Raw genomic sequence first — 18,629 nt, 5'->3', positions numbered from 1 at the left:
TATCGGTAATTACCCTAGTTTAATTCGTTTGAGTTCGTTTTAAGATGCCGCCACGGCCTGAAAAGGACAAAGGAACAGAAGTGAACCGACACCCCCGACTGCTTGAATTGCTGGCCTATGTACAGACCCATGGCACGGTTTCCGTTGAGCGCTTGGCGGAAACACTGGGCGTAACCCTGCAAACAGTACGCCGTGATGTGCAGCGCCTGGCCGACGAGGGCCTGCTGGCGCGCTTCCACGGCGGCGTACGGGTGCCCGGCTCCACGATTGAAAACATCGCCCACAAGCAGCGCGAGAACCTCAATGCCGATGGCAAGGCCCGTATCGCACGCCATGTGGCTGCAGCAGTGCCCAACGATTGCTCGCTGATACTGAACATTGGAACGACCACCGAAGCCATTGCCCGCGCGCTGCTCGGGCACTCGGGCTTGCGGGTCATAACCAACAACCTCAACGTGGCCAGCATCCTGAGCGCCAACACCAACAGCGAAGTCATCGTGGTCGGCGGCGTGGTGCGCGGGCGCGACCAGGGCATCGTCGGTGAAGCCGCCGTCGACTTCATCCGCCAGTTCAAGGTAGACATTGCGCTGATCGGCATATCCGGCATCGAGGCTGACGGCACGCTGCGCGACTTCGACTTCCGTGAGGTCAAGGTGTCGCAAACCATCATTGCGCATGCGCGCGAGGTCTGGGTGGCGGCCGACAGCAGCAAGTTCAACCGCCCGGCCATGGTGGAGGTGGCCAACTTGTCGCAAATCGACCGCCTGTTTACCGACGAAAATCCGCCGGACCCATTTCCCGCGTTGCTGGCCGATGCACAGGTGCGCTACACCGTGGCGTCTACGATGGCGGCCGACCCCTCTCTCCAGGAAAACCCATGACCTACCTGCTTGCCTTGGACCAAGGCACCTCCAGTTCACGCAGCATCGTTTTTGACGCCGAGGGCCATGTCCTCGCGCAAGCCCAGCAAGAGTTGACACAGATTTACCCCCAGCCGGGCTGGGTGGAGCATGACCCAGAGGAGATCTGGCGCACACAGTTGGCCACCGCGCGCGATGCCCTGGCCAAGGCCGGCATAGCGGCCCACCAGGTACGCGCCCTGGGCATCACCAACCAGCGTGAGACCACAGTGGTATGGAACCGGCGCACCGGTCTGCCCTTGCACCACGCCATTGTGTGGCAGGACCGGCGGGCCGAGCCCACTTGCCTGGAACTGCGCGAGCGCGGGTTGGCTGCCACGATTCAGGCCAAGACCGGGCTGCTGGTCGATGCCTATTTCTCCGGCACCAAGCTCAAGTGGATACTGGACCACGTGGCCGGCGCGCGGCAATTGGCGCAGAACGGCGAGTTGGCATTCGGCACCGTGGACTGTTGGCTGATCTGGCGCCTGACCCAAGGCGCCGTGCATGCCACCGATGTCAGCAACGCGTCGCGCACCATGCTGTTCAATGTCCACACCAACGAATGGGATGCCGAACTGCTGGCGGCGCTGGACATTCCACCCAGCCTGCTGCCCACGGTGAAGCCCTCCAGCGCAGCCTATGGTGAGGTGGCGCCCGAGCTACTGGGCCATGCCATCCCGATTGGTGGCGTGGCCGGCGACCAGCAAAGCGCGCTGTTTGGTCAGGCCTGCTTCAAGGCGGGCATGGTGAAAAACACCTATGGCACGGGCTGCTTCATGCTGATGCACACCGGGCACAACTTCCAGACTTCGCACAACGGGCTGATCACCACCAGTGCGGCGCAGACGACGAACAAAACCGAGTTCGCAATCGAAGGCAGCGTTTTCGTAGGCGGCGCAGTGGTGCAGTGGCTGCGCGACGGCCTGCATGCCATCAAGGCCAGCGGCGAGGTGCAGGAACTGGCCCAGAGCGTGCCCGATTCGGGCGGCGTCATGGTGGTACCCGCCTTCACCGGCCTGGGGGCACCGTACTGGAAGCCCGAAGCGCGGGGCACGATCACGGGCCTGACGCGGGGCAGCACGGTGGCCCATATCGCCCGCGCCGCACTGGAAAGCATTGCTTACCAAAGTGCCGCGCTGTTGCAGGCCATGAGCCGCGATGCGGTGCAAGCCGGTGGGGCCGCGGTGGCTGAGTTACGGGTGGACGGTGGGGCCTGCGTCAATGACTTGCTGATGCAGTTCCAGGCGGATCTGCTGGGTATTCCGGTTGTGCGCCCGGCGGTCATAGAGACCACAGCCCTGGGGGCCGCCTATCTGGCGGGGCTTACCGTGGGTGTCTACAAGAGCACAGAGGAATTGAGCGGTCTATGGCGTTCAGAACGCCGCTTCTTGCCGACCCTGGCCCCCGAGCGCGCCAAGGACTTGATGGAACGCTGGGAGCACGCGGTTCGGCAGACCGTGCTGTAAAGAAAAAACTTTACGCCTTGGGGGCGGCTTGCAGCATGCTGATGCGGTTGCCCTCGGTGTCGTTGAACGACACGTACTTGCCTACCCCAGGGATCTCCATGGGCTCGCCCAGCACCTTGCCTCCGGCCTTGCCAACATTGGCAATGGCATCCGCAATGTTCTCTACGGCGATCACAACGGAGGGCAGTTGCTGTGGGGCGCCAGCCTTCTTTGGAAAAAATCCGCCGTTGATCGTGCCAGGAACGGGCGCCCCCCCCTCCATGTCTTCGGCTGTCGTCGCCAACACATAGCCTCCCATCTCTTCTCCGAGCGCTTGGGTTTTCCAGCCAAAGGCTTTTTCGTAGAAGGCGGCCATGCGTGTCTTGTTGTCGTAGGGAATTTCAAAGTGCACCACAGGATCCATTTTTGTCTCTCCGAGTTGAGTTGATGGGCGGTGAACAATGTAGCGCGTTCCTGGCAAATGCGGGAACAAATTTTTCAATTTCGGTAGGCACCGCATGCCGCCAGCGCAGGCCTGCAACCCCATGCAGAACCCCGATTGACGGCTTCACCGAACTGGTGCACATTGGGTGCTCAATCCATCACATTCCCGGGGAGATCAATCCATGCACGGATTCACTATGAAGACACTGGCGCGCGTCGTTTTCCTGGCCGCCCTATCCGTGTCGGCAGCACATGCGCTGGAAGTCCGCACCGCGGCGCAGGACAGCCAGCCCAAGTTCATCAAGGAGGGTAGCGCCGTCACCGGCCTGTGCATAGACATCTTCAAGGCGCTGGAGAAAACCGATCCCGATCTGAAGTTTCCGGCCCTGACCAGCTTTACCCCCCTGCCCCGCACCGAGTCTTTGCTGCTGGACGGCTCCCTGGACGTCATTTGCGGCCTGGCAGCCACCAAGGACCGCAAGGAGAAGTTTGACGTCATCGACATCCCGATCTACACCACCCACTTGGTGTTGGCCGCCCGCAAAGAGGAGACGGCCGATGTCAAAGGCTTTGACGACATCCGCAAACTGGGGGCCGACGCCGTTGTGCTGACCGTTACCCAGACCGTGCAGGCCGAGATGGCATCGGCGCAGGCCGGCATCAAGGTGGACTCCGCCGCCAAAGATACCTCACAAAATCTGCAAAAACTGGTCGCAGGCCGGGGGCGCTTCATCCTGCACAATGACTTTGCACTGGTCGACGAGATCAAGCGCGACAACCTGGGCGACAAGGTCAAGCTCTTGCCTGCCCAGTTGACGACCGAAGGCCGCTTCTTCATCGTCTCCAAAAAGGCCCCCGCCGGGCTGAAAGACAAACTGACCGCCGCGTTGGACAAGCTGGCCAAGAGCGGCGAGCTGGGCAAGATCTTCCAGCCCTACAAGCCCAAATAAGCTGGGCGCAGCGGCCTACTTGCCACCCAGCCCCATGGACCGGGTGATGACCTCTTTCATGATCTCGTTGGTGCCACCGTAGATGCGCTGCACGCGTGCGTCGGCGTAGGCGCGGGTGATGGGGTATTCCCACATATAGCCATAACCACCGAACAGCTGCACGCATTCGTCCATGACCTTGCACTGCAGGTCCGTAGTCCAGTACTTGGCCATGCTGGCCGTGGCGGTATCCAGTTTGTCCTGGCAGATCAGTTCGCAACATTTGTCAACAAACACGCGCGCCACCTGCACCTCGGTCTGCAGTTCGGCCAGTGTGAAACGGGTGTTCTGGAACGATGCCACGGGCTGGCCAAAGACTTTGCGTTCCTTGACGTAATCCACCGTCCAGTCAATCGCCGCCTGTGCCGATGCCACGGCGGAAATGGCGATCTGCAAACGCTCCCACGGTAGTTGTTCCATCAGGCAGATAAAGCCCTTGTTTTCATAGGCCGCGCCGCCCAGCAGGTTCTCGGCCGGCACGCGCACATTGTCAAAAAACAACTCGGACGTGTCCTGGGCCTTCATGCCCATCTTCTTCAGCCGCTTGCCTACCGAAAAGCCGGGCATGCCGCGCTCTACCAGCAGCAGGCTGGTGCCTTTGCCACCAGCAGCAGGGTTGGTCTTGGCTACGACGACCACCACATCCGCGTGCCAGCCATTGGTGATGAAGGTCTTGCTGCCGTTCAGCAGGTAGCTGCCGTCGGCCTGCTGGATGGCCGTGGCCTTGATGCCCTGCAGGTCCGAGCCAGCGGCAGGCTCGCTCATCGCAATGGCGCCAATCATTTCGCCGGTGGCCATCCTGGGCAGGTAGCGTGCCTTCTGCTCAGCCGTGCCGTAGTGCAGGATGTAGGGTGCGACGATTTCGCTGTGCAGGCTGTAGCCGATGCCAGTGCAACCAGCGCGGGCAATCTCTTCGAACTGGATCACCGAGTACAGCTTGTCGGCTTCGGAGCCGCCGTACTCCTCGGGCATGCTCATGCACAAGAAGCCGTTCTCACCGGCCTTGGTCCACACCGCGCGGTCCACATAGCCCTGCTCTTCCCACTCGGCATGGAAAGGGGCGATCTCCTTCTCTACAAAGCGGCGGAAACTGTCACGAAAGGATTCGTGGTCGGAAGAGAAAAGGGTTCTATCAATCATGGTGCACCTTGGGTTTTGTAATCTTTGAATTTTACAAAGCATTTGCTTGGCAAAAAGAATATACTGCAATTTCCATGCAAAACACAGCACCTGGTTTCGACACGCCTGCCGCCACGGTACCCGGCAGTGCTTCCGCGCCTTTGGGCCTGCCACCTGCCACCGCGGCGCTGCTGGAGCGCGTGCGCGGCCAGTTCACCAGCGGCCAGCCGGAATGGAAGGCCAACACCGACGCCGAAATGCGCATACCGGTGGAGCGTTATTTCTCGCCCGAGGTCTGGCAGGCCGAGTTGCAGGCCCTGTTCAAGCCCCTGCCGCTGATAGCAGCACACAGCAGCGAGCTGGCTCCCGGACAGGCCCTGGCCCACGATGCCTTTGGTGTACCTCTACTGCTGAGCCGCGACGCCGACGGCACGCTACGCTGCTTTCTGAACGTGTGCCGCCACCGCGGCATGCGCATGCTGGAAGCCGGCTCTGCCCAGACGCGCAACAGCGTGGTCTGCCCCTACCACGGTTGGACCTACCGGCTGGACGGCAGCCTGCGCCACATGCTGCATGCCGAAGCTTTTGACAACTGCGCCAAGGGCGCACGCGACCTGGTGCGTGTGCCCTGCGCCGAGCGCCATGGCCTCATCTGGGTGGTGCCCGACGCCAAGAGCACGTTGGACCTGGATGCATACCTGGGTGGTTTGAACGATGAGCTACCCTTTTACGGCATAGACAAGCTGCAGCACTTCCGCACCATAGAGGCCGAGTACCCCGCCAACTGGAAGCTGATCATCGACGCCTTCCTGGAGTCGTACCACATCCGCGTGCTGCACCAGAAGACGATATACCCCTTCTTTGCCGACAGCGTCACGTCGGCCGAGCGCTTTGGGCCCCACATCCACTCGCTGGTGGCGCGTCGTCTGGCGCAGGAATGGGCCCAGCAGCCCGACAGCCAGGCGCCGACCTCGGTGGACGCGCTGAGCCAGCTGGCCACCACGAGCCAGGTGATTTTTCCCAACACAGTGACCATCTTCCACCCCGACTACCTGAGCCTGATCAGCGTCGTACCCACCGGGCCGGAGACACTGCGCTGGACGCACCGCATGCTGATCCCCGCGGACAAGACCACACCCGACTGGGTGCCGCACTGGGAAAAAACCTTCCAGCTGATCGAGCAAGGCGTGTTCCAGAAGGAAGACATCCACTGCGCCATCGGCATCCAGCGCGGGCTGAAGACCGAGGCCAACACCCACATCACCGTAGGCCGCGCCGAAATGGCGCTGACCTGGTTCCACGAACAGGTGCGGCAAGCCACCGCACCCTTTTTGACGACTACATCCACTTGAACCGGAGAACTACCACCATGACGGAAGCATTTGTATTTGACGCCATCCGCACCCCGCGCGGCAAGGGCAAGAAAGACGGCAGCCTGCACGAGGTCAAGCCCGTCAGTCTGCTGGCCGGCCTGCTGACCGACCTACAGCAACGCCACCAGTTCGACACCGCGCTGGTCGACGACGTGGTCATGGGCGTGGTGTCGCCCGTAGGCGACCAGGGCTCGGTGATACCCAAGGTGGCGGCGCTGAAGGCGGGCTGGGATTTCCAGGCCGCTGGCGTGCAAATCAATCGCTTCTGCGCCTCGGGCCTGGAGGCCGTCAACATGGCCGCACAAAAGGTGCGCTCGGGCTGGGAAGACCTGGTCGTGGCCGGTGGCGTGGAAAGCATGAGCCGTGTGCCGATTGGCTCCGACGGCGGTGCCTGGGCCATGGACCCCGAGACCAATTCCCAAACCGCCTTTGTGCCCCAGGGCATTGGCGCCGACCTGATCGCCACGCTGGAAGGCTTCAGCCGCGCCGATGTGGATGCCTTTGCGCTGGAGTCGCAGCGCCGCGCCACCAAGGCACAGGCAGCAGGCTACTTTGACCAGTCCGTCATCCCCGTCAGGGACAGCCTAGGCCAAGTGATACTGGCCAAGGACGAGTTCATCAAGCCCAACACCACGCTGGAAGGCCTGGCCGGCCTGAAGGCCTCGTTCGAGCAGATGGGCGGCATGGGCTTTGACCAAGTCGCGCTGACCCGCTACCCGCACGTAGAGCGCATCCACCACGTGCACCATGCCGGCAACTCGTCTGGCATCGTTGATGGCGCGGCCGCCGTGCTGATTGGCAACGAGGCGGCTGCCAAGGCACACAAGCTGACACCGCGCGCACGCATCGTGGCCACGGCACTGAGCGGTGCCGACCCCACCATCATGCTGACCGGCCCCATGCCCGCCACCCGCAAGGCACTGGCCAAGGCGGGGCTGACGGTGGACGACATCGACCTGTTCGAAGTGAACGAAGCCTTTGCCGCCGTGGTGATGCGCTTCATGAAAGAGATGAAGGTTCCGCACGACAAGGTCAACGTGAACGGCGGCGCCATCGCCATGGGCCACCCGCTGGGCGCCACCGGCGCCATGATCTTGGGCACGCTGATCGACGAGCTGCACCGCCACAAGCTGCGTTACGGCCTGGCAACCCTGTGCGTGGGTGGCGGCATGGGGATTGCCACCATCGTGGAACGCCTTTAAGCAAATTGGTCGCTAGCCCTCGTAAAATATACACAACCTGCTCTGAAATACATAGCATCATGAAAACCATCCAATATTCCCTGGTAGATGGAATCGCCACCATCACCTTCGACGAGCCCAACTCCCCCGTCAACACCATGTGCCTGCAGTGGCAGGAGGACATGACGGTATTGGCCGAGCAAATCCTCAAGGACAAGGACGCTATCCGCGGCATGCTGCTGACCTCCGCCAAGTCCACCTTCTTTGCCGGCGCCGACCTCAAGGGCGCGATGCGCCTCAAGCCCTCGGACGCTCCCACCATCTACACAGAGATCGAGCGCCTGAAGAAAAACTTCCGCACCATCGAAGCCTTGGGTAAGCCTGTGGTCAGCCTGATCAATGGCACGGCACTGGGCGGCGGTTGGGAAGTGGCGCTGGTGGGCCACCACCGCATCGCCATCGACGACAAGAAGATCCAGCTCGGTCTGCCCGAGGTGACGCTGGGCCTGCTACCCGGCGCCAGTGGTGTGACCAAGATGACACGCCACCTGGGCCTGATGGGTGCGCAGCCCTACCTGGTTGAAGGCAAGCTGTTCTCGCCGGCCGACGCCAAGGGCTTGGGACTGGTGCACGACCTGGTCGCCCCCGGTGAGAACGCCGCCGCCGAGATGAAGGCCAAGGCCCTGACCTGGATAGCCGCCAACCCCACGGCCCAGCACCTCTGGGAAGCCAAGGGCTACAAGGTGCCCGGCGGCCTGCCATCCAACCCCGCGGTGGCGCAGATGCTGCCCGTGGCCCCAGCCATGATCAAGAAGCAGACCCGCGGCCTCTACCCTGCGCCCGAGGCCATCATGGCCTGCATGGTCGAAGGCTTGCAGGTGGACCTGGACACCGCGCTGCGCATCGAAAGCCGCGCGCTTGCCAAGCTGATGACGGGCACCAATGCACGGGCCATGATCAACACCTTCTTCTTCAACCTCAACGCCATCAAGAGCGGCCAGAGCCGGCCCAAAGATGTGCCGCGCTTCAAGCCGGCCAAGGTGGGCCTGCTGGGCGCCGGCATGATGGGCGCAGGCATTGCCTACGCCCAGGCAACCAAGGGTATCGCCACCGTGTTGAAGGACGTGAGCCAGGAGAAAGCCGACCAAGGCAAGGGCTACACCGCCAAACTGACCCAGGCCCGCGTCGACAAGGGTCGCATGACGGTCGAAGAACAAAAGACCGTACTGGACCGCATCCACACCACCGGTGCGGTCGCCGACCTGAAAGACTGCGACCTGATCATCGAGGCGGTGTTCGAAAACCGCGAGCTCAAGGCCCGTGTGACCAAGGAATCCGAGCCGCTGCTGGCAACCGGCGGCTTTTTTGCCTCCAACACCTCGACCCTGCCGATCAGCGGCCTGGCCACCGCCAGTGCGGCGCCCGAGAAATTCATCGGCATCCACTTCTTCAGCCCGGTGGACAAGATGAAGCTGGTGGAGATCATCCGCGGCAAACAGACAAACGACGAGACGGTGGCCCGCGCCTTTGACTACGTGCAGGCCATCGGCAAGATGCCCATCGTTGTCAACGACTCGCGCGGTTTCTTCACCAGTCGGGTGTTTGGCACCTTTGTCATGGAAGGCGTGGCCATGGTTGGCGAAGGCATACCCGCTGCGGCCGTCGAAAACGCTGGCATCCAGTGCGGCATGCCCGTCGGCCCCCTGGCCGTGCTGGACGAGACCGCGCTGACGCTGAGTCTGCATGTCATGGACCAGACCCGTGCCGACTTCGAGGCTGAGGGCAAGACCTACACCCCCTCCCCCGGCGAACTGCTGGTGGCCGACATGGTGCGCAAGCACGAGCGGCCCGGCCGCGCCGGTGGTGGTGGCTTCTACGAATACCCGGCCGAGAAAGGCGCCAAAAAATTTCTGTGGCCCAAGCTCAAGGATCTGTTCGAGAAACCCGACGCACAGTGGGACATCACCGACCTCAAGGACCGCCTGCTGTACCGCCAAGCCGTCGAGACGGCACGCTGCCTGGCCGAGGGCGTGCTCACCAGCGTGCACGACGCCAATATCGGCTCCATCTTCGGTATCGGATTCCCGGCCTGGACAGGCGGCGCCATGCAATTCATTTATGGGATGGGCATTGAAGAATTTGAGGCGCGCGCTGCAAACTTGACACAACTGTATGGTTCTGGGTTTACACTTGGCGAAACCGTGAAAGCGGCGATCCGAAAGCACCAACCGCAATACTGAAGAAAGCCCACCTGCCTATGTTCGGTTTCCAAGGAAAAGTCATTGTTATCACCGGCGCTGCCTCGGGCATAGGCGCCGCCTTGGCAACGAACCTGGCAGGGCGTGGCGCGCGGCTGATGCTGGCGGACATTGATGCCGCGGGCCTGGAAGCCCTGGCCAGCAAGCTACGCAGCCAGGGCTGCGACTGCCATTGGGAAGTTACGGACACCGGCAATGAGGCCGCCATCCACACGCTGGCCGCGCAAACCCAGGCCAAGCTGGGCGCCGCCGATGTGGTGATCAACAACGCGGGCGTCAGCCTGATCGCCCCGGTGGAGCGGCTTGCCACGCCGGATGCCCAATGGCTGATGAACATCAACTTCTGGGGCGTGGTCCATGGCTGCCGGGCCTTTTTGCCACAGTTGCGCACGCGACCGGTGGCGGTGTTGGTCAATGTGTCCAGCATTTTTGCGATGGTGTCCTTGCCCACGCAAAGCATCTACAACGCTTCCAAGGCGGCCGTGCGCGGCTTCAGTGACGCACTGCGCGAGGAGCTGCGCGGCAGCCCGGTCTCGGTGCTGTGCGTGCACCCCGGTGGCATACGCACCAATATTGCCAACACGGCCCGCATCACCGACTCCAGCATGGTGGCCGACAGCGACCAGAAGCTGCGGGAGGGCTTCACGCGAATGGCCCGCACCTCGCCCGAGCAGGCTGCCGAAATCATCCTGAGGGCCATTGCCAGCGGCGAGACCCGGGTGTTGATTGGCTCCGACGCCCGGTTCATGGATTTTCTGTTCCGCCTGGCGCCCAGCCGCGCGTCAGCGTGGCTGACCGGCATCGGCAAGCGCCTGCGCGCCAAATCCAGGACGGTAGCGGCATGATGGGTGGGCGACTCCCTTCACGACTCCAAAGCATTGCCACTGCCGCCGTCTTATATGCAGGCGCGGTGGCCGTCGGCCTGGGTTCGGCCTGGTGGGTGCTGAAGAAGGCACCATGGATGCACAACTCTGTGCAAGCCGGTGCCTGGCGGGCCAACCTGCAAGCGGGTAGCCAGGACGCGGACATGTACACCCGCGCCAGCATTGCACTCAATGCGCTGCTGGCGCTGGACCGCAGTGAGACCATGTATTTCGTCGCCGCGCAAGACGATACCGGCAGCCCTTTGCGCTCCCGCTGCAACTACCGCGTCACCGGAACGCCACCGCAGGCCCGCTGGTGGAGCGTGACCGCCTATGCCGACGACATGTTCTTGTTCGACACCGACGTAGGCCACCACAGCCTCAATGGCAGCACCGCCAAGCTGGACGCCCAAGGCCGCTTTGCCCTGACCGCCGGCAGCACAGAGTATGCGGGCACACATTGGCTGGCGGCCAATGGTGACCGGGGCATGGTGCTGACACTGCGCCTGTACAACCCCAGCCCGGCTTTGCAAACCAACCCTGCGTCGCTAGCAGCACCCAGCATCACCCGCGTGGGAGACTGCGCATGACGCAACAACCTGCCCAACAAAAGCGTGGATGGCTGCGCCGCGCCCTGCCCCTTTTGACCACAGCGGTACTCGTGCACGTGCTGGCCGTGTGGTCGGCGCCCTATCTCATCATGAAGTTGTTGATGGACGGGTCGCGCGCGCTGGCCACGGATGCGCACAACCAGGCCAGCTTTCCACCCCCTGTCAGCGCCAAGGTGCGAACCGTGGTGATGCCCAGCCCGGACCTGCTGTACTCGGTCTGCGTTTACGACGTGACCAAAGGGCCGGTGCACATCAGCGCCGACCCCGGCCTGCTGTCTTACTGGTCCATTGCCCTGTACGGCGCCAACAGCGACAATTTCTATGTCGTCAACGACCGCAAGGCCGCCGGCAAGCCGGTGAACCTGTGGTTGGTGTCGGCGCAGGATGCTGCCCTCCAAACGCCCGCTGGTGCGCCCGCAGCCCAGGTTGTCGTCAGTCCATCCAAGCACGGCTTTTTGCTGATGCGGGTTCTGACCGGTGACTACGAAACGGAAAAGGATCGGGTGGAACCCGCCCGGCATACCCTGGTCTGCCATAACGCTTAGAAAGAAACCTCTGTGCTTGCCCATTTGCTTCGCCGCTTGATCCTGTTCCAACTCGTACTGGGTGCCGGCATAGGCTATTTGCTATTCCTGTTCGCCGGCACCACGCAGTGGAGCGCCTTGATAGGCGCCCTCTTGGCGCCGCTACTCGGCACCTACCTGGTTAGTTGGGTGACGGCCCTAAAGTCCAAGGCCCAGGATGAGCCTGCAGCGCCCTGGCTGCGCTCTGTCTGGGGCGAGTTTTGGGCCAGCATCGTGATTTTCTTGCTGCGTCAGCCCTGGACTTTTGGCCAGCCCAAGCTGCTGCCCGCCACGGGCAGTTCCGTACAGCAGATACCGGTGGTACTGGTGCACGGCTACCTGTGCAACCACCGCATCTGGGGCAAACTGGCCCGCAGACTGCGCAAACAGGGCCACGCCGTGTTGGCGGTCAACCTGGAGCCGCTGTTTACGTCGATAGACAATTACGCCCATACCATTGAAGAGGCAGTCGATGCCATCTGCCTGCACACCGGCGCCACCCAGGTGGCTCTGGTCGGCCACAGCATGGGCGGCCTGGCGATACGGGCATGGATGCGCTTGTATGGCCCGCAGCGGGCAGCGCGGGTGCTAACGCTGGGCACACCCCATATGGGCACACAGATAGCACCCAAGACACGAACCACCAACGGCAAGCAGATGGTGTGGCAAAGCTCCTGGTTGGCGGACTTGGCCGCAAATGAGAACGCCGCGCTGCGCGAGCGCTTCCGCGTCGCGCTGACGCCCCAGGACGGCATTGTCTATCCCCAACGAGCCCAGGTTTTGCCGGGCTTGGAGCCCCAGGTTTTTGAAGGCATCGGGCATCTGCAGATGTGCCTGGACCGTTCGGTTCTGGAGTGGGTAGGCACGCAATTGGACGGCCTGGCGGTCCATCCGCAAACGGGCTAACGCTCTCGCCCACACGCCCTGCGAAAAAAGGAGCAACGACATGACTGACTTGGTAGTACGCCGGCTGTTGATCGACCTGAGCGTTCCCATTCCTCCACGCTGGAATGGGGGCGATGCCTTCCGGTCCGCGTTCTTCAACGCGCTGTCGATGAGCTTTCCGGTGGGCGAGCAATACTTCATGGATTCGGTACGGGCCGGATTGAAGGCCTTGCCCGAGGAGCAGCGCCAACCCTTTGCTGCCGAAATCCAAGGCTTCGTGGGCCAGGAGGCTACCCACCGGCGCATCCACGCGTTGTTCAACGGCCATTTGCAGAAGCAGGGCTTTGTCAATGCCTTGGAGCAGCGTGCCGCGCGGCGCGTGCGCAACGGCGCCCACCTGGACGTGCGCATCCACGTAGCAGCCACGGCGGCCACCGAACACTTGACCGCGATATTTGCTGACTGGATGTTCCGTCACCCCGAGGCCTTGCAAGGCGCAGAAACCCGGCTGCAGACACTGTGGCTGTGGCATGCCGCGGAAGAGGCCGAGCACTGCAGCACGGCCTTTGATCTGTACAAGGCCCTGCAGGGCAGCGAACAGTGGCGTTTACGCCTGTTGCGCTACATCACCTGGATCTTTGCGCTGGACATCACCCGGCAAACCATCCGCAACCTGTGGCACGACGGCAGCCTCTTCCAATGGAGCACCTGGCGCAGCGCTGCCAAGCTGTTGCTGGCCAAGGACGGCATGGTCCGCGGCAACGCGGCGGCCTGGCGGGCCTACAAGTCCCCGAGTTTTCATCCGCGCCAGCAGGACCTGTCTCACTCCGTGCAATGGCTGCACGACAATACGGAGCGTTTCTCCGTGGTGGGCCAAGCGGCGTCCGTCCCCGCTTAAGAGAGGCGTCACGCAGGTGACCGGCTACCCCCGGCCTCGGTTTGGGCTTCGCGAGCGTTCGCGCACAATGGCTGATCTCCCAAGGACATTTGGACCATGCAAGCACTAAGCCCAACCGATTCCGCATTTCTGTGGATGGAAACCCGCAACCAGCCCATGCATGTGGCGGGCCTGAACATCTACACGCCACCGCCCGGCTCCGGGCCTGACTATGTCAGCAAATTGCTGGCGCAGTGGAACGAGTACCCACAGGCCATCGCGCCCTTCAATCTGCGCCCGGTCTTGCGTATGGGGCTGTGGTACTGGGAAGAGGACACGGAGTTTGAGCTGGACTACCACCTGCGCCATCTGGCACTGCCCCAGCCGGGCCGCATTCGCGAGCTGCTGGCGCTGGTGTCCCGCCTGCACGGCAACCTGCTGGACCGCAACCGGCCCCTGTGGGAAACCTATGTGATCGAAGGTTTGCCGGGGGGCCGCTTTGCCACCTATGCCAAGATGCACCATGCGCTGATCGATGGTGTGACAGGTGCACGCATGGCGGCCAATGCCATGTGCCTGAACCCTGCGGAAATCAAGGCGCCGCTATGGGCCATGCCCTTTGGCCAGCACCCCACTTCCCGCGCCAAATCCAAGCCGCCGGGTCTGCTGGAACAACTGGGGAACGCCGCCAAGGCGGGCAAGGACATCTTGCCGGGTATTGGCAGCGGCCTGTGGGACATCATGCGCTCCTCCGACGAAGAGACGGTGGGCGCTCTACCCTTCCAAGCCCCACCCACACCCTTCAATGTGGAAATCTCGGGTTCGCGCCGGTTTGCGTCGCAATCGTATTCGCTGGCCCGCTTCAAACGGATTGGCGAGGCCGCCGGCGCAACGGTCAACGACGTCACACTGGCCATCTGCGCCGGTGCCCTGCGCGAGTACCTGCTGGCGCAGCACAAGCTACCCAAGAAACCCCTGGTGGCCATGGTGCCGGTTTCCTTGCATGGGGAGACCAATCTGGGTGGCAACCAGGTCTCGCTCTTGCTGGCCGGCCTGGCCACCCACATTGCCGATCCGTTGAAGCGGCTCAAGCGCATTGTGGAGTCGACCACCCACGCCAAGGAACGCCTGACCAAGATGCCGCGCCTGCAGAAGATGGCCCACGGCATCACATCCATTTCGCCGCTGGGTGTAGGCATCGTCACCGGCACGGCGGAGAAACATCCTTTGTTCAACCTCGTCATTTCCAACGTGCCCGGCCCCAAGGACACGCTGTACCTCAATGGCGCGCGCTTGGATGAGGCGTATCCGGTGTCCATACCCAACCACTACCTGGCGATGAACATCACGATCAGTGGCTATGGTGACAACCTGGGCTTTGGCTACATCGCCTGCCGCCGATCGGTGCCCGCCCTGCAGCGCATGCTGGATTACACGCAGAACGCCATCACGGAATTGGAGGCGGCGCTGGGGATTGACACCGCACCCGCAGCCAAAAAGACGCGCAAGAAAAAAGCCGCGACCTAGCGCGGCTTTTGGGGAATACGAAGCCCAATTGGCTAGGCGACCATGCCCAGCTCAGCGTTGCTGAGCAGGGTTTCCATATTCATGACGATCAACATGCGCTCGCCGACATTGGCGATGCCGAGTATGAACCGCGAGTCAATCGCCGATTCAAACTGTGGCGCGGGTTTGATCATCTTGGAGTCCAGCGTCACCACATCGGAGACCGCGTCTACCACCGCACCGGTCACCGCGCCCTTGACATTGAGGATGATGACCACCGTGAACTCGGTGTAATCCACCTTGGCGATATTGAGCTTCATGCGCAAGTCCACGATGGGGACAATGACCCCACGCAGATTGACGACCCCTTTGATGAAGCTCGGGGAATTGGCCATGCGGGTGGGTTCTTCGTAGGACCGAATTTCCTGCACGCGCATGATGTCGATGGCGTAATCCTCAGTACCCAGACGCAAGGTCAGGTACTGGCCCGAATCTACCGTGGTGGCAGCAGCTTGCTTGGCTTTGGGATCGAAGGACGGCGAACTGGGTGATGTCTGCATGCTTATCTCCTTAACGCTACAGGCCGACCTTCGCTGGCAACGCGGGCCCTTCGTTAAAGATCATACACGCCGTTAACAGCGCTTTGTGCAGAAAGTAAACCAACAGCCGCAGCCGCCGCGACAGCTGTTGGGTTCAGGTCATCAGGCTGACTGCTTGTTGTAGTTGGCGATGCCGTCCACGATTTCCTTCTTGGCTGCTTCGGGGCCTTCCCAGCCCAGCACCTTGACCCACTTGCCTTCTTCCAGATCCTTGTAATGCTCAAAGAAGTGGGAGATGGTCTTTAGGCGCAGGGGGTTCAGGTCTTCGGGCTTTTGCCACTGGGTGTACAGCGAGCACTTCTTGTCCACCGGCACAGCAAGGACCTTGCCGTCTTCGCCGGCTTCGTCTTCCATTTTCAGGATGCCGATGGCGCGGCAGGTCACCACCACACCAGGAATCAGGGGCACGGGGGTAATCACCAACACGTCCACCGGGTCGCCATCACCGGAGATGGTCTTGGGCACGTAACCGTAGTTGGTGGGGTAATGCATGGCGGTGCTCATGAAGCGATCCACAAAAATGGCGCCGCTGTCTTTGTCCACCTCGTATTTGACCGGGTCTGCATTCATAGGGATCTCGATGATCACGTTGAAGGACTCGGGTGCGTTTTTACCGGGGGTGACTTTATCAAGGGACATGGGGACTCTCTGGGCTACGTAAAAAAGGGTAATTACCGGTTGGTATTTACCCTCATTTTACTGACTCGCCTCTTGCGAATCACAAAAACGTCTTTTTTTCACGTTACAGTCCGCCCGTTGGCCAATCATCTCCGTGACGCTCTGTTGGGCTGGAGCTTAGAGGAAGCAACGCAGTGGAGGCACCACTAGCGTTGTTGCCTCCTCCTTCGCGAAACAACAATAGAGGAGATGTTTATGACAGGCAACTCGGCGCTGATTCTGGCGCTTGGCTGTGGACTGATCGCCGTCGTGTACGGTTTTTGGGCCCGTAGCTGGATACTTTCCCAAGACGCTGGCAATGCACGCATGCAAGAGATTGCTGCCGCCATCCAGACTGGCGCAGCGGCTTACCTCGCTCGCCAGTACAAGACCATCGCCGTGGTTGGCGTGGTGTTGGCCATCCTGATCGGTGTATTTCTAGACGGCCTCAGTGCCATTGGTTTCGTCGTTGGCGCTGTGCTATCGGGTGCTTGTGGCTTCATCGGCATGAATGTGTCGGTACGCGCCAATGTGCGCACCGCGCAAGCGGCCACCAAGGGTATTGGCCCGGCGCTGGACGTCGCCTTCCGAGGCGGCGCCATCACCGGGATGCTTGTCGTGGGTCTAGGCCTGCTGGGCGTGACCGCTTTCTACTGGTTCCTGGTACCCGATGGCGCTGTGACCGCTGCCAAACTCAACCCGCTTATTGGTTTTGCGTTTGGTTCATCGCTGATTTCCATCTTCGCCCGCTTGGGTGGTGGCATCTTCACCAAGGGCGCTGACGTGGGCGCCGACCTGGTGGGCAAGGTGGAAGCCGGAATCCCCGAGGATGACCCCCGCAACCCCGCCGTTATCGCCGACAATGTGGGCGATAACGTGGGTGACTGCGCCGGCATGGCAGCCGACCTGTTCGAGACCTATGCGGTGACGCTGATCGCTACTATGGTCTTGGGAGCACTACTCGCAGGCGTGGCGGGGGCTAACGCCGTTTTGTATCCCCTGGCATTGGGCGCGGTATCCATTGTCGCCTCCATCATTGGTTGCTTCTTTGTCAAGGCTTCGCCCGGCATGAAGAACGTGATGCCCGCGCTGTACAAGGGTCTGGCGATTGCCGGCGTGTTGTCGCTGGGCGCCTTCTACTTCGTCACACAGGCCCTGTTCCCCGCCGCTGTCACGCTGACCGATGGGCATGTGATCACCGCCGGCAACCTGTTTGGCGCCTGCACCGTGGGCCTGGTGTTGACCGGCGCCTTGGTCTGGATCACCGAGTACTACACCGGCACGCAATACGCACCGGTGCAGCACATTGCCCAGGCATCCACCACCGGCCACGGTACCAACATCATTGCTGGCCTGGGCGTCTCCATGCGCTCCACCGCATGGCCTGTGATCTTTGTCTGCGTGGCCATCTATACAGCCTTCAGCCTGGGTGGACTCTATGGCATCGCCGTGGCGGCGACTTCCATGCTGAGCATGGCCGGTATCGTGGTGGCTTTGGACGCCTACGGCCCCATTACCGATAACGCCGGCGGCATTGCCGAAATGAGCGAACTGCCCAGCAGCGTACGCGACATCACCGACCCACTGGACGCTGTGGGCAACACCACCAAGGCCGTGACCAAAGGCTATGCAATCGGCTCCGCTGGCTTGGCCGCACTGGTGCTATTTGCCGACTACACCCACAAGCTCGAAGGCCTGGGCGCCCACGTCAAGTTCGATCTGAGTGACCCCAAGGTCATCATTGGCCTGTTCATTGGCGGCCTGATCCCCTACCTGTTTGGCGCCATGGCCATGGAGGCAGTGGGCCGCGCAGCCGGTAGCGTGGTGGTAGAGGTACGCCGCCAGTTCCAGACCATCAAGGGCATCATGGACGGCACCGGCAAGCCCGAGTACGACACGGCAGTAGACATGCTGACCAGCGCAGCCATCAAGGAAATGATGATCCCCAGCCTGTTGCCAGTTGTCGTTCCCATCATCGTCGGCCTGGCATTAGGCCCGGCTGCACTGGGTGGCCTGCTGATGGGCACAATCGTGACCGGCCTTTTTGTGGCGATCTCCATGTGCACCGGCGGCGGTGCCTGGGACAATGCCAAGAAATACATCGAAGACGGCCACCACGGCGGCAAGGGCTCCGAAGCCCACAAGGCCGCAGTGACCGGTGACACCGTGGGCGACCCTTACAAGGACACGGCCGGCCCAGCTGTCAACCCGCTGATCAAGATCATCAACATCGTGGCCCTGCTGATCGTGCCGCTGGTGATGAAAGTGCACGGCGGCTGAGCCCCACTGCTCCCCAAAAAGCCCGCTCTGGCGGGCTTTTTTCATGGGCGACAGCCAACTAGACGCCAACGAGGGAC

The 18,629-nt window shown here is 61.9% G+C and carries 17 protein-coding genes; 13 read left to right on the top strand and 4 right to left on the bottom strand.

Annotated features, from left to right (window positions below):
• Positions 1-80 precede the first annotated feature (80 nt).
• Both AC07OO_RS23485 and glpK read left to right on the top strand, forming a co-directional pair.
• Positions 81-881 carry a DeoR/GlpR family DNA-binding transcription regulator gene (locus AC07OO_RS23485; protein ID WP_495084583.1) on the top strand — a complete coding sequence of 267 codons (801 nt, stop codon included), beginning with the start codon at positions 81-83 and terminating at the stop codon, positions 879-881.
• Positions 878-2,368, top strand: a complete 1,491-nt coding sequence (gene glpK / locus AC07OO_RS23480; protein ID WP_495084582.1) for a glycerol kinase GlpK — start codon at positions 878-880, stop codon at positions 2,366-2,368. Before AC07OO_RS23485 ends, glpK begins: the two co-directional genes overlap by 4 nt.
• Before the next feature lie 10 nt (positions 2,369-2,378).
• Here the strand turns inward: glpK and AC07OO_RS23475 are convergent, their stop codons facing one another.
• Positions 2,379-2,771, bottom strand: a complete 393-nt coding sequence (locus AC07OO_RS23475) for a VOC family protein (protein ID WP_495084581.1) — start codon at positions 2,769-2,771, stop codon at positions 2,379-2,381.
• Between the two features lie 202 nt (positions 2,772-2,973).
• On the opposite strand from AC07OO_RS23475, the gene AC07OO_RS23470 reads away from it, so the two are divergent.
• Positions 2,974-3,741 (top strand): substrate-binding periplasmic protein, encoded by a 768-nt coding sequence (locus AC07OO_RS23470; protein WP_495084580.1) that lies wholly within the window; start codon positions 2,974-2,976, stop codon positions 3,739-3,741.
• Between the two features lie 15 nt (positions 3,742-3,756).
• On the opposite strand, the gene AC07OO_RS23465 is transcribed toward AC07OO_RS23470, so the two are convergent.
• Positions 3,757-4,920 (bottom strand): acyl-CoA dehydrogenase family protein, encoded by a 1,164-nt coding sequence (locus AC07OO_RS23465; protein ID WP_495084579.1) that lies wholly within the window; start codon positions 4,918-4,920, stop codon positions 3,757-3,759.
• Positions 4,921-4,994: 74 nt separating this feature from the next.
• Here AC07OO_RS23465 and AC07OO_RS23460 point away from each other — a divergent pair, with 74 nt between their 5' ends.
• The 9 genes from AC07OO_RS23460 (at position 4,995) to AC07OO_RS23420 (ending at position 15,037) form a co-directional block, all read left to right on the top strand.
• Positions 4,995-6,251, top strand: coding sequence for an aromatic ring-hydroxylating oxygenase subunit alpha (locus AC07OO_RS23460; protein ID WP_495084578.1), 1,257 nt, complete (start codon positions 4,995-4,997; stop codon positions 6,249-6,251).
• A 17-nt stretch (positions 6,252-6,268) separates the two neighbouring features.
• Positions 6,269-7,474, top strand: coding sequence for an acetyl-CoA C-acetyltransferase (locus AC07OO_RS23455; RefSeq protein WP_495084577.1), 1,206 nt, complete (start codon positions 6,269-6,271; stop codon positions 7,472-7,474).
• Positions 7,475-7,533: 59 nt separating this feature from the next.
• Positions 7,534-9,693, top strand: a complete 2,160-nt coding sequence (locus tag AC07OO_RS23450) for a 3-hydroxyacyl-CoA dehydrogenase NAD-binding domain-containing protein (RefSeq protein ID WP_495084576.1) — start codon at positions 7,534-7,536, stop codon at positions 9,691-9,693.
• A gap of 17 nt (positions 9,694-9,710) precedes the next feature.
• Positions 9,711-10,556 (top strand): SDR family NAD(P)-dependent oxidoreductase, encoded by an 846-nt coding sequence (locus AC07OO_RS23445; RefSeq protein WP_495084575.1) that lies wholly within the window; start codon positions 9,711-9,713, stop codon positions 10,554-10,556.
• Entirely contained in the window at positions 10,553-11,164 is a 612-nt protein-coding gene (locus AC07OO_RS23440; protein WP_495084574.1) for a DUF1214 domain-containing protein, read from the top strand. The genes AC07OO_RS23445 and AC07OO_RS23440 overlap by 4 nt, the downstream gene beginning before the upstream one ends.
• A complete protein-coding gene (locus AC07OO_RS23435) occupies positions 11,161-11,730 on the top strand; it encodes a DUF1254 domain-containing protein (protein WP_495084573.1) in 570 nt (189 codons plus the stop codon). Before AC07OO_RS23440 ends, AC07OO_RS23435 begins: the two co-directional genes overlap by 4 nt.
• Positions 11,731-11,742: 12 nt before the next feature.
• Positions 11,743-12,654, top strand: coding sequence for an esterase/lipase family protein (locus AC07OO_RS23430; protein ID WP_495084572.1), 912 nt, complete (start codon positions 11,743-11,745; stop codon positions 12,652-12,654).
• Between the two features lie 40 nt (positions 12,655-12,694).
• Entirely contained in the window at positions 12,695-13,531 is an 837-nt protein-coding gene (locus tag AC07OO_RS23425; protein ID WP_495084571.1) for a metal-dependent hydrolase, read from the top strand.
• 96 nt (positions 13,532-13,627) lie between these two features.
• Positions 13,628-15,037 carry a WS/DGAT/MGAT family O-acyltransferase gene (locus AC07OO_RS23420; protein WP_495084570.1) on the top strand — a complete coding sequence of 470 codons (1,410 nt, stop codon included), beginning with the start codon at positions 13,628-13,630 and terminating at the stop codon, positions 15,035-15,037.
• 32 nt (positions 15,038-15,069) lie between these two features.
• Here the strand turns inward: AC07OO_RS23420 and AC07OO_RS23415 are convergent, their stop codons facing one another.
• Together AC07OO_RS23415 and ppa are read right to left on the bottom strand one after the other, a co-directional pair.
• Positions 15,070-15,576: a chemotaxis protein CheW gene (locus tag AC07OO_RS23415; protein WP_495084569.1), complete on the bottom strand. Its 507-nt coding sequence runs from the start codon at positions 15,574-15,576 to the stop codon at positions 15,070-15,072.
• 141 nt (positions 15,577-15,717) lie between these two features.
• On the bottom strand, positions 15,718-16,254 hold the full coding sequence (ppa, locus tag AC07OO_RS23410; RefSeq protein WP_495084568.1) for an inorganic diphosphatase: 537 nt from the start codon (positions 16,252-16,254) through the stop codon (positions 15,718-15,720).
• 234 nt (positions 16,255-16,488) lie between these two features.
• Between ppa and AC07OO_RS23405 the strand changes: the two genes are divergently transcribed.
• On the top strand, positions 16,489-18,552 hold the full coding sequence (locus tag AC07OO_RS23405) for a sodium-translocating pyrophosphatase (RefSeq protein ID WP_495084567.1): 2,064 nt from the start codon (positions 16,489-16,491) through the stop codon (positions 18,550-18,552).
• Positions 18,553-18,629 lie beyond the last annotated feature (77 nt).

The sequence above is a fragment of the Rhodoferax sp. GW821-FHT07G04 genome, assembly GCF_059418585.1.
This window is presented reverse-complemented; position numbering and strand designations above follow the sequence as displayed.

Bases quoted from the DNA above. Each gene is read 5' to 3' on its own strand.
- glpK (WP_495084582.1), top strand. From the start codon at position 878: ATGACCTACCTGCTTGCCTTGGACCAAGGCACCTCCAGTTCACGCAGC.
- AC07OO_RS23475 (WP_495084581.1), bottom strand. From the start codon at position 2,771: ATGGATCCTGTGGTGCACTTTGAAATTCCCTACGACAACAAGACACGC.
- AC07OO_RS23470 (WP_495084580.1), top strand. From the start codon at position 2,974: ATGCACGGATTCACTATGAAGACACTGGCGCGCGTCGTTTTCCTGGCC.
- AC07OO_RS23465 (WP_495084579.1), bottom strand. From the start codon at position 4,920: ATGATTGATAGAACCCTTTTCTCTTCCGACCACGAATCCTTTCGTGAC.
- AC07OO_RS23460 (WP_495084578.1), top strand. From the start codon at position 4,995: ATGCAAAACACAGCACCTGGTTTCGACACGCCTGCCGCCACGGTACCC.
- AC07OO_RS23455 (WP_495084577.1), top strand. From the start codon at position 6,269: ATGACGGAAGCATTTGTATTTGACGCCATCCGCACCCCGCGCGGCAAG.
- AC07OO_RS23450 (WP_495084576.1), top strand. From the start codon at position 7,534: ATGAAAACCATCCAATATTCCCTGGTAGATGGAATCGCCACCATCACC.
- AC07OO_RS23445 (WP_495084575.1), top strand. From the start codon at position 9,711: ATGTTCGGTTTCCAAGGAAAAGTCATTGTTATCACCGGCGCTGCCTCG.
- AC07OO_RS23440 (WP_495084574.1), top strand. From the start codon at position 10,553: ATGATGGGTGGGCGACTCCCTTCACGACTCCAAAGCATTGCCACTGCC.
- AC07OO_RS23435 (WP_495084573.1), top strand. From the start codon at position 11,161: ATGACGCAACAACCTGCCCAACAAAAGCGTGGATGGCTGCGCCGCGCC.
- AC07OO_RS23425 (WP_495084571.1), top strand. From the start codon at position 12,695: ATGACTGACTTGGTAGTACGCCGGCTGTTGATCGACCTGAGCGTTCCC.
- AC07OO_RS23420 (WP_495084570.1), top strand. From the start codon at position 13,628: ATGCAAGCACTAAGCCCAACCGATTCCGCATTTCTGTGGATGGAAACC.
- AC07OO_RS23415 (WP_495084569.1), bottom strand. From the start codon at position 15,576: ATGCAGACATCACCCAGTTCGCCGTCCTTCGATCCCAAAGCCAAGCAA.
- ppa (WP_495084568.1), bottom strand. From the start codon at position 16,254: ATGTCCCTTGATAAAGTCACCCCCGGTAAAAACGCACCCGAGTCCTTC.
- AC07OO_RS23405 (WP_495084567.1), top strand. From the start codon at position 16,489: ATGACAGGCAACTCGGCGCTGATTCTGGCGCTTGGCTGTGGACTGATC.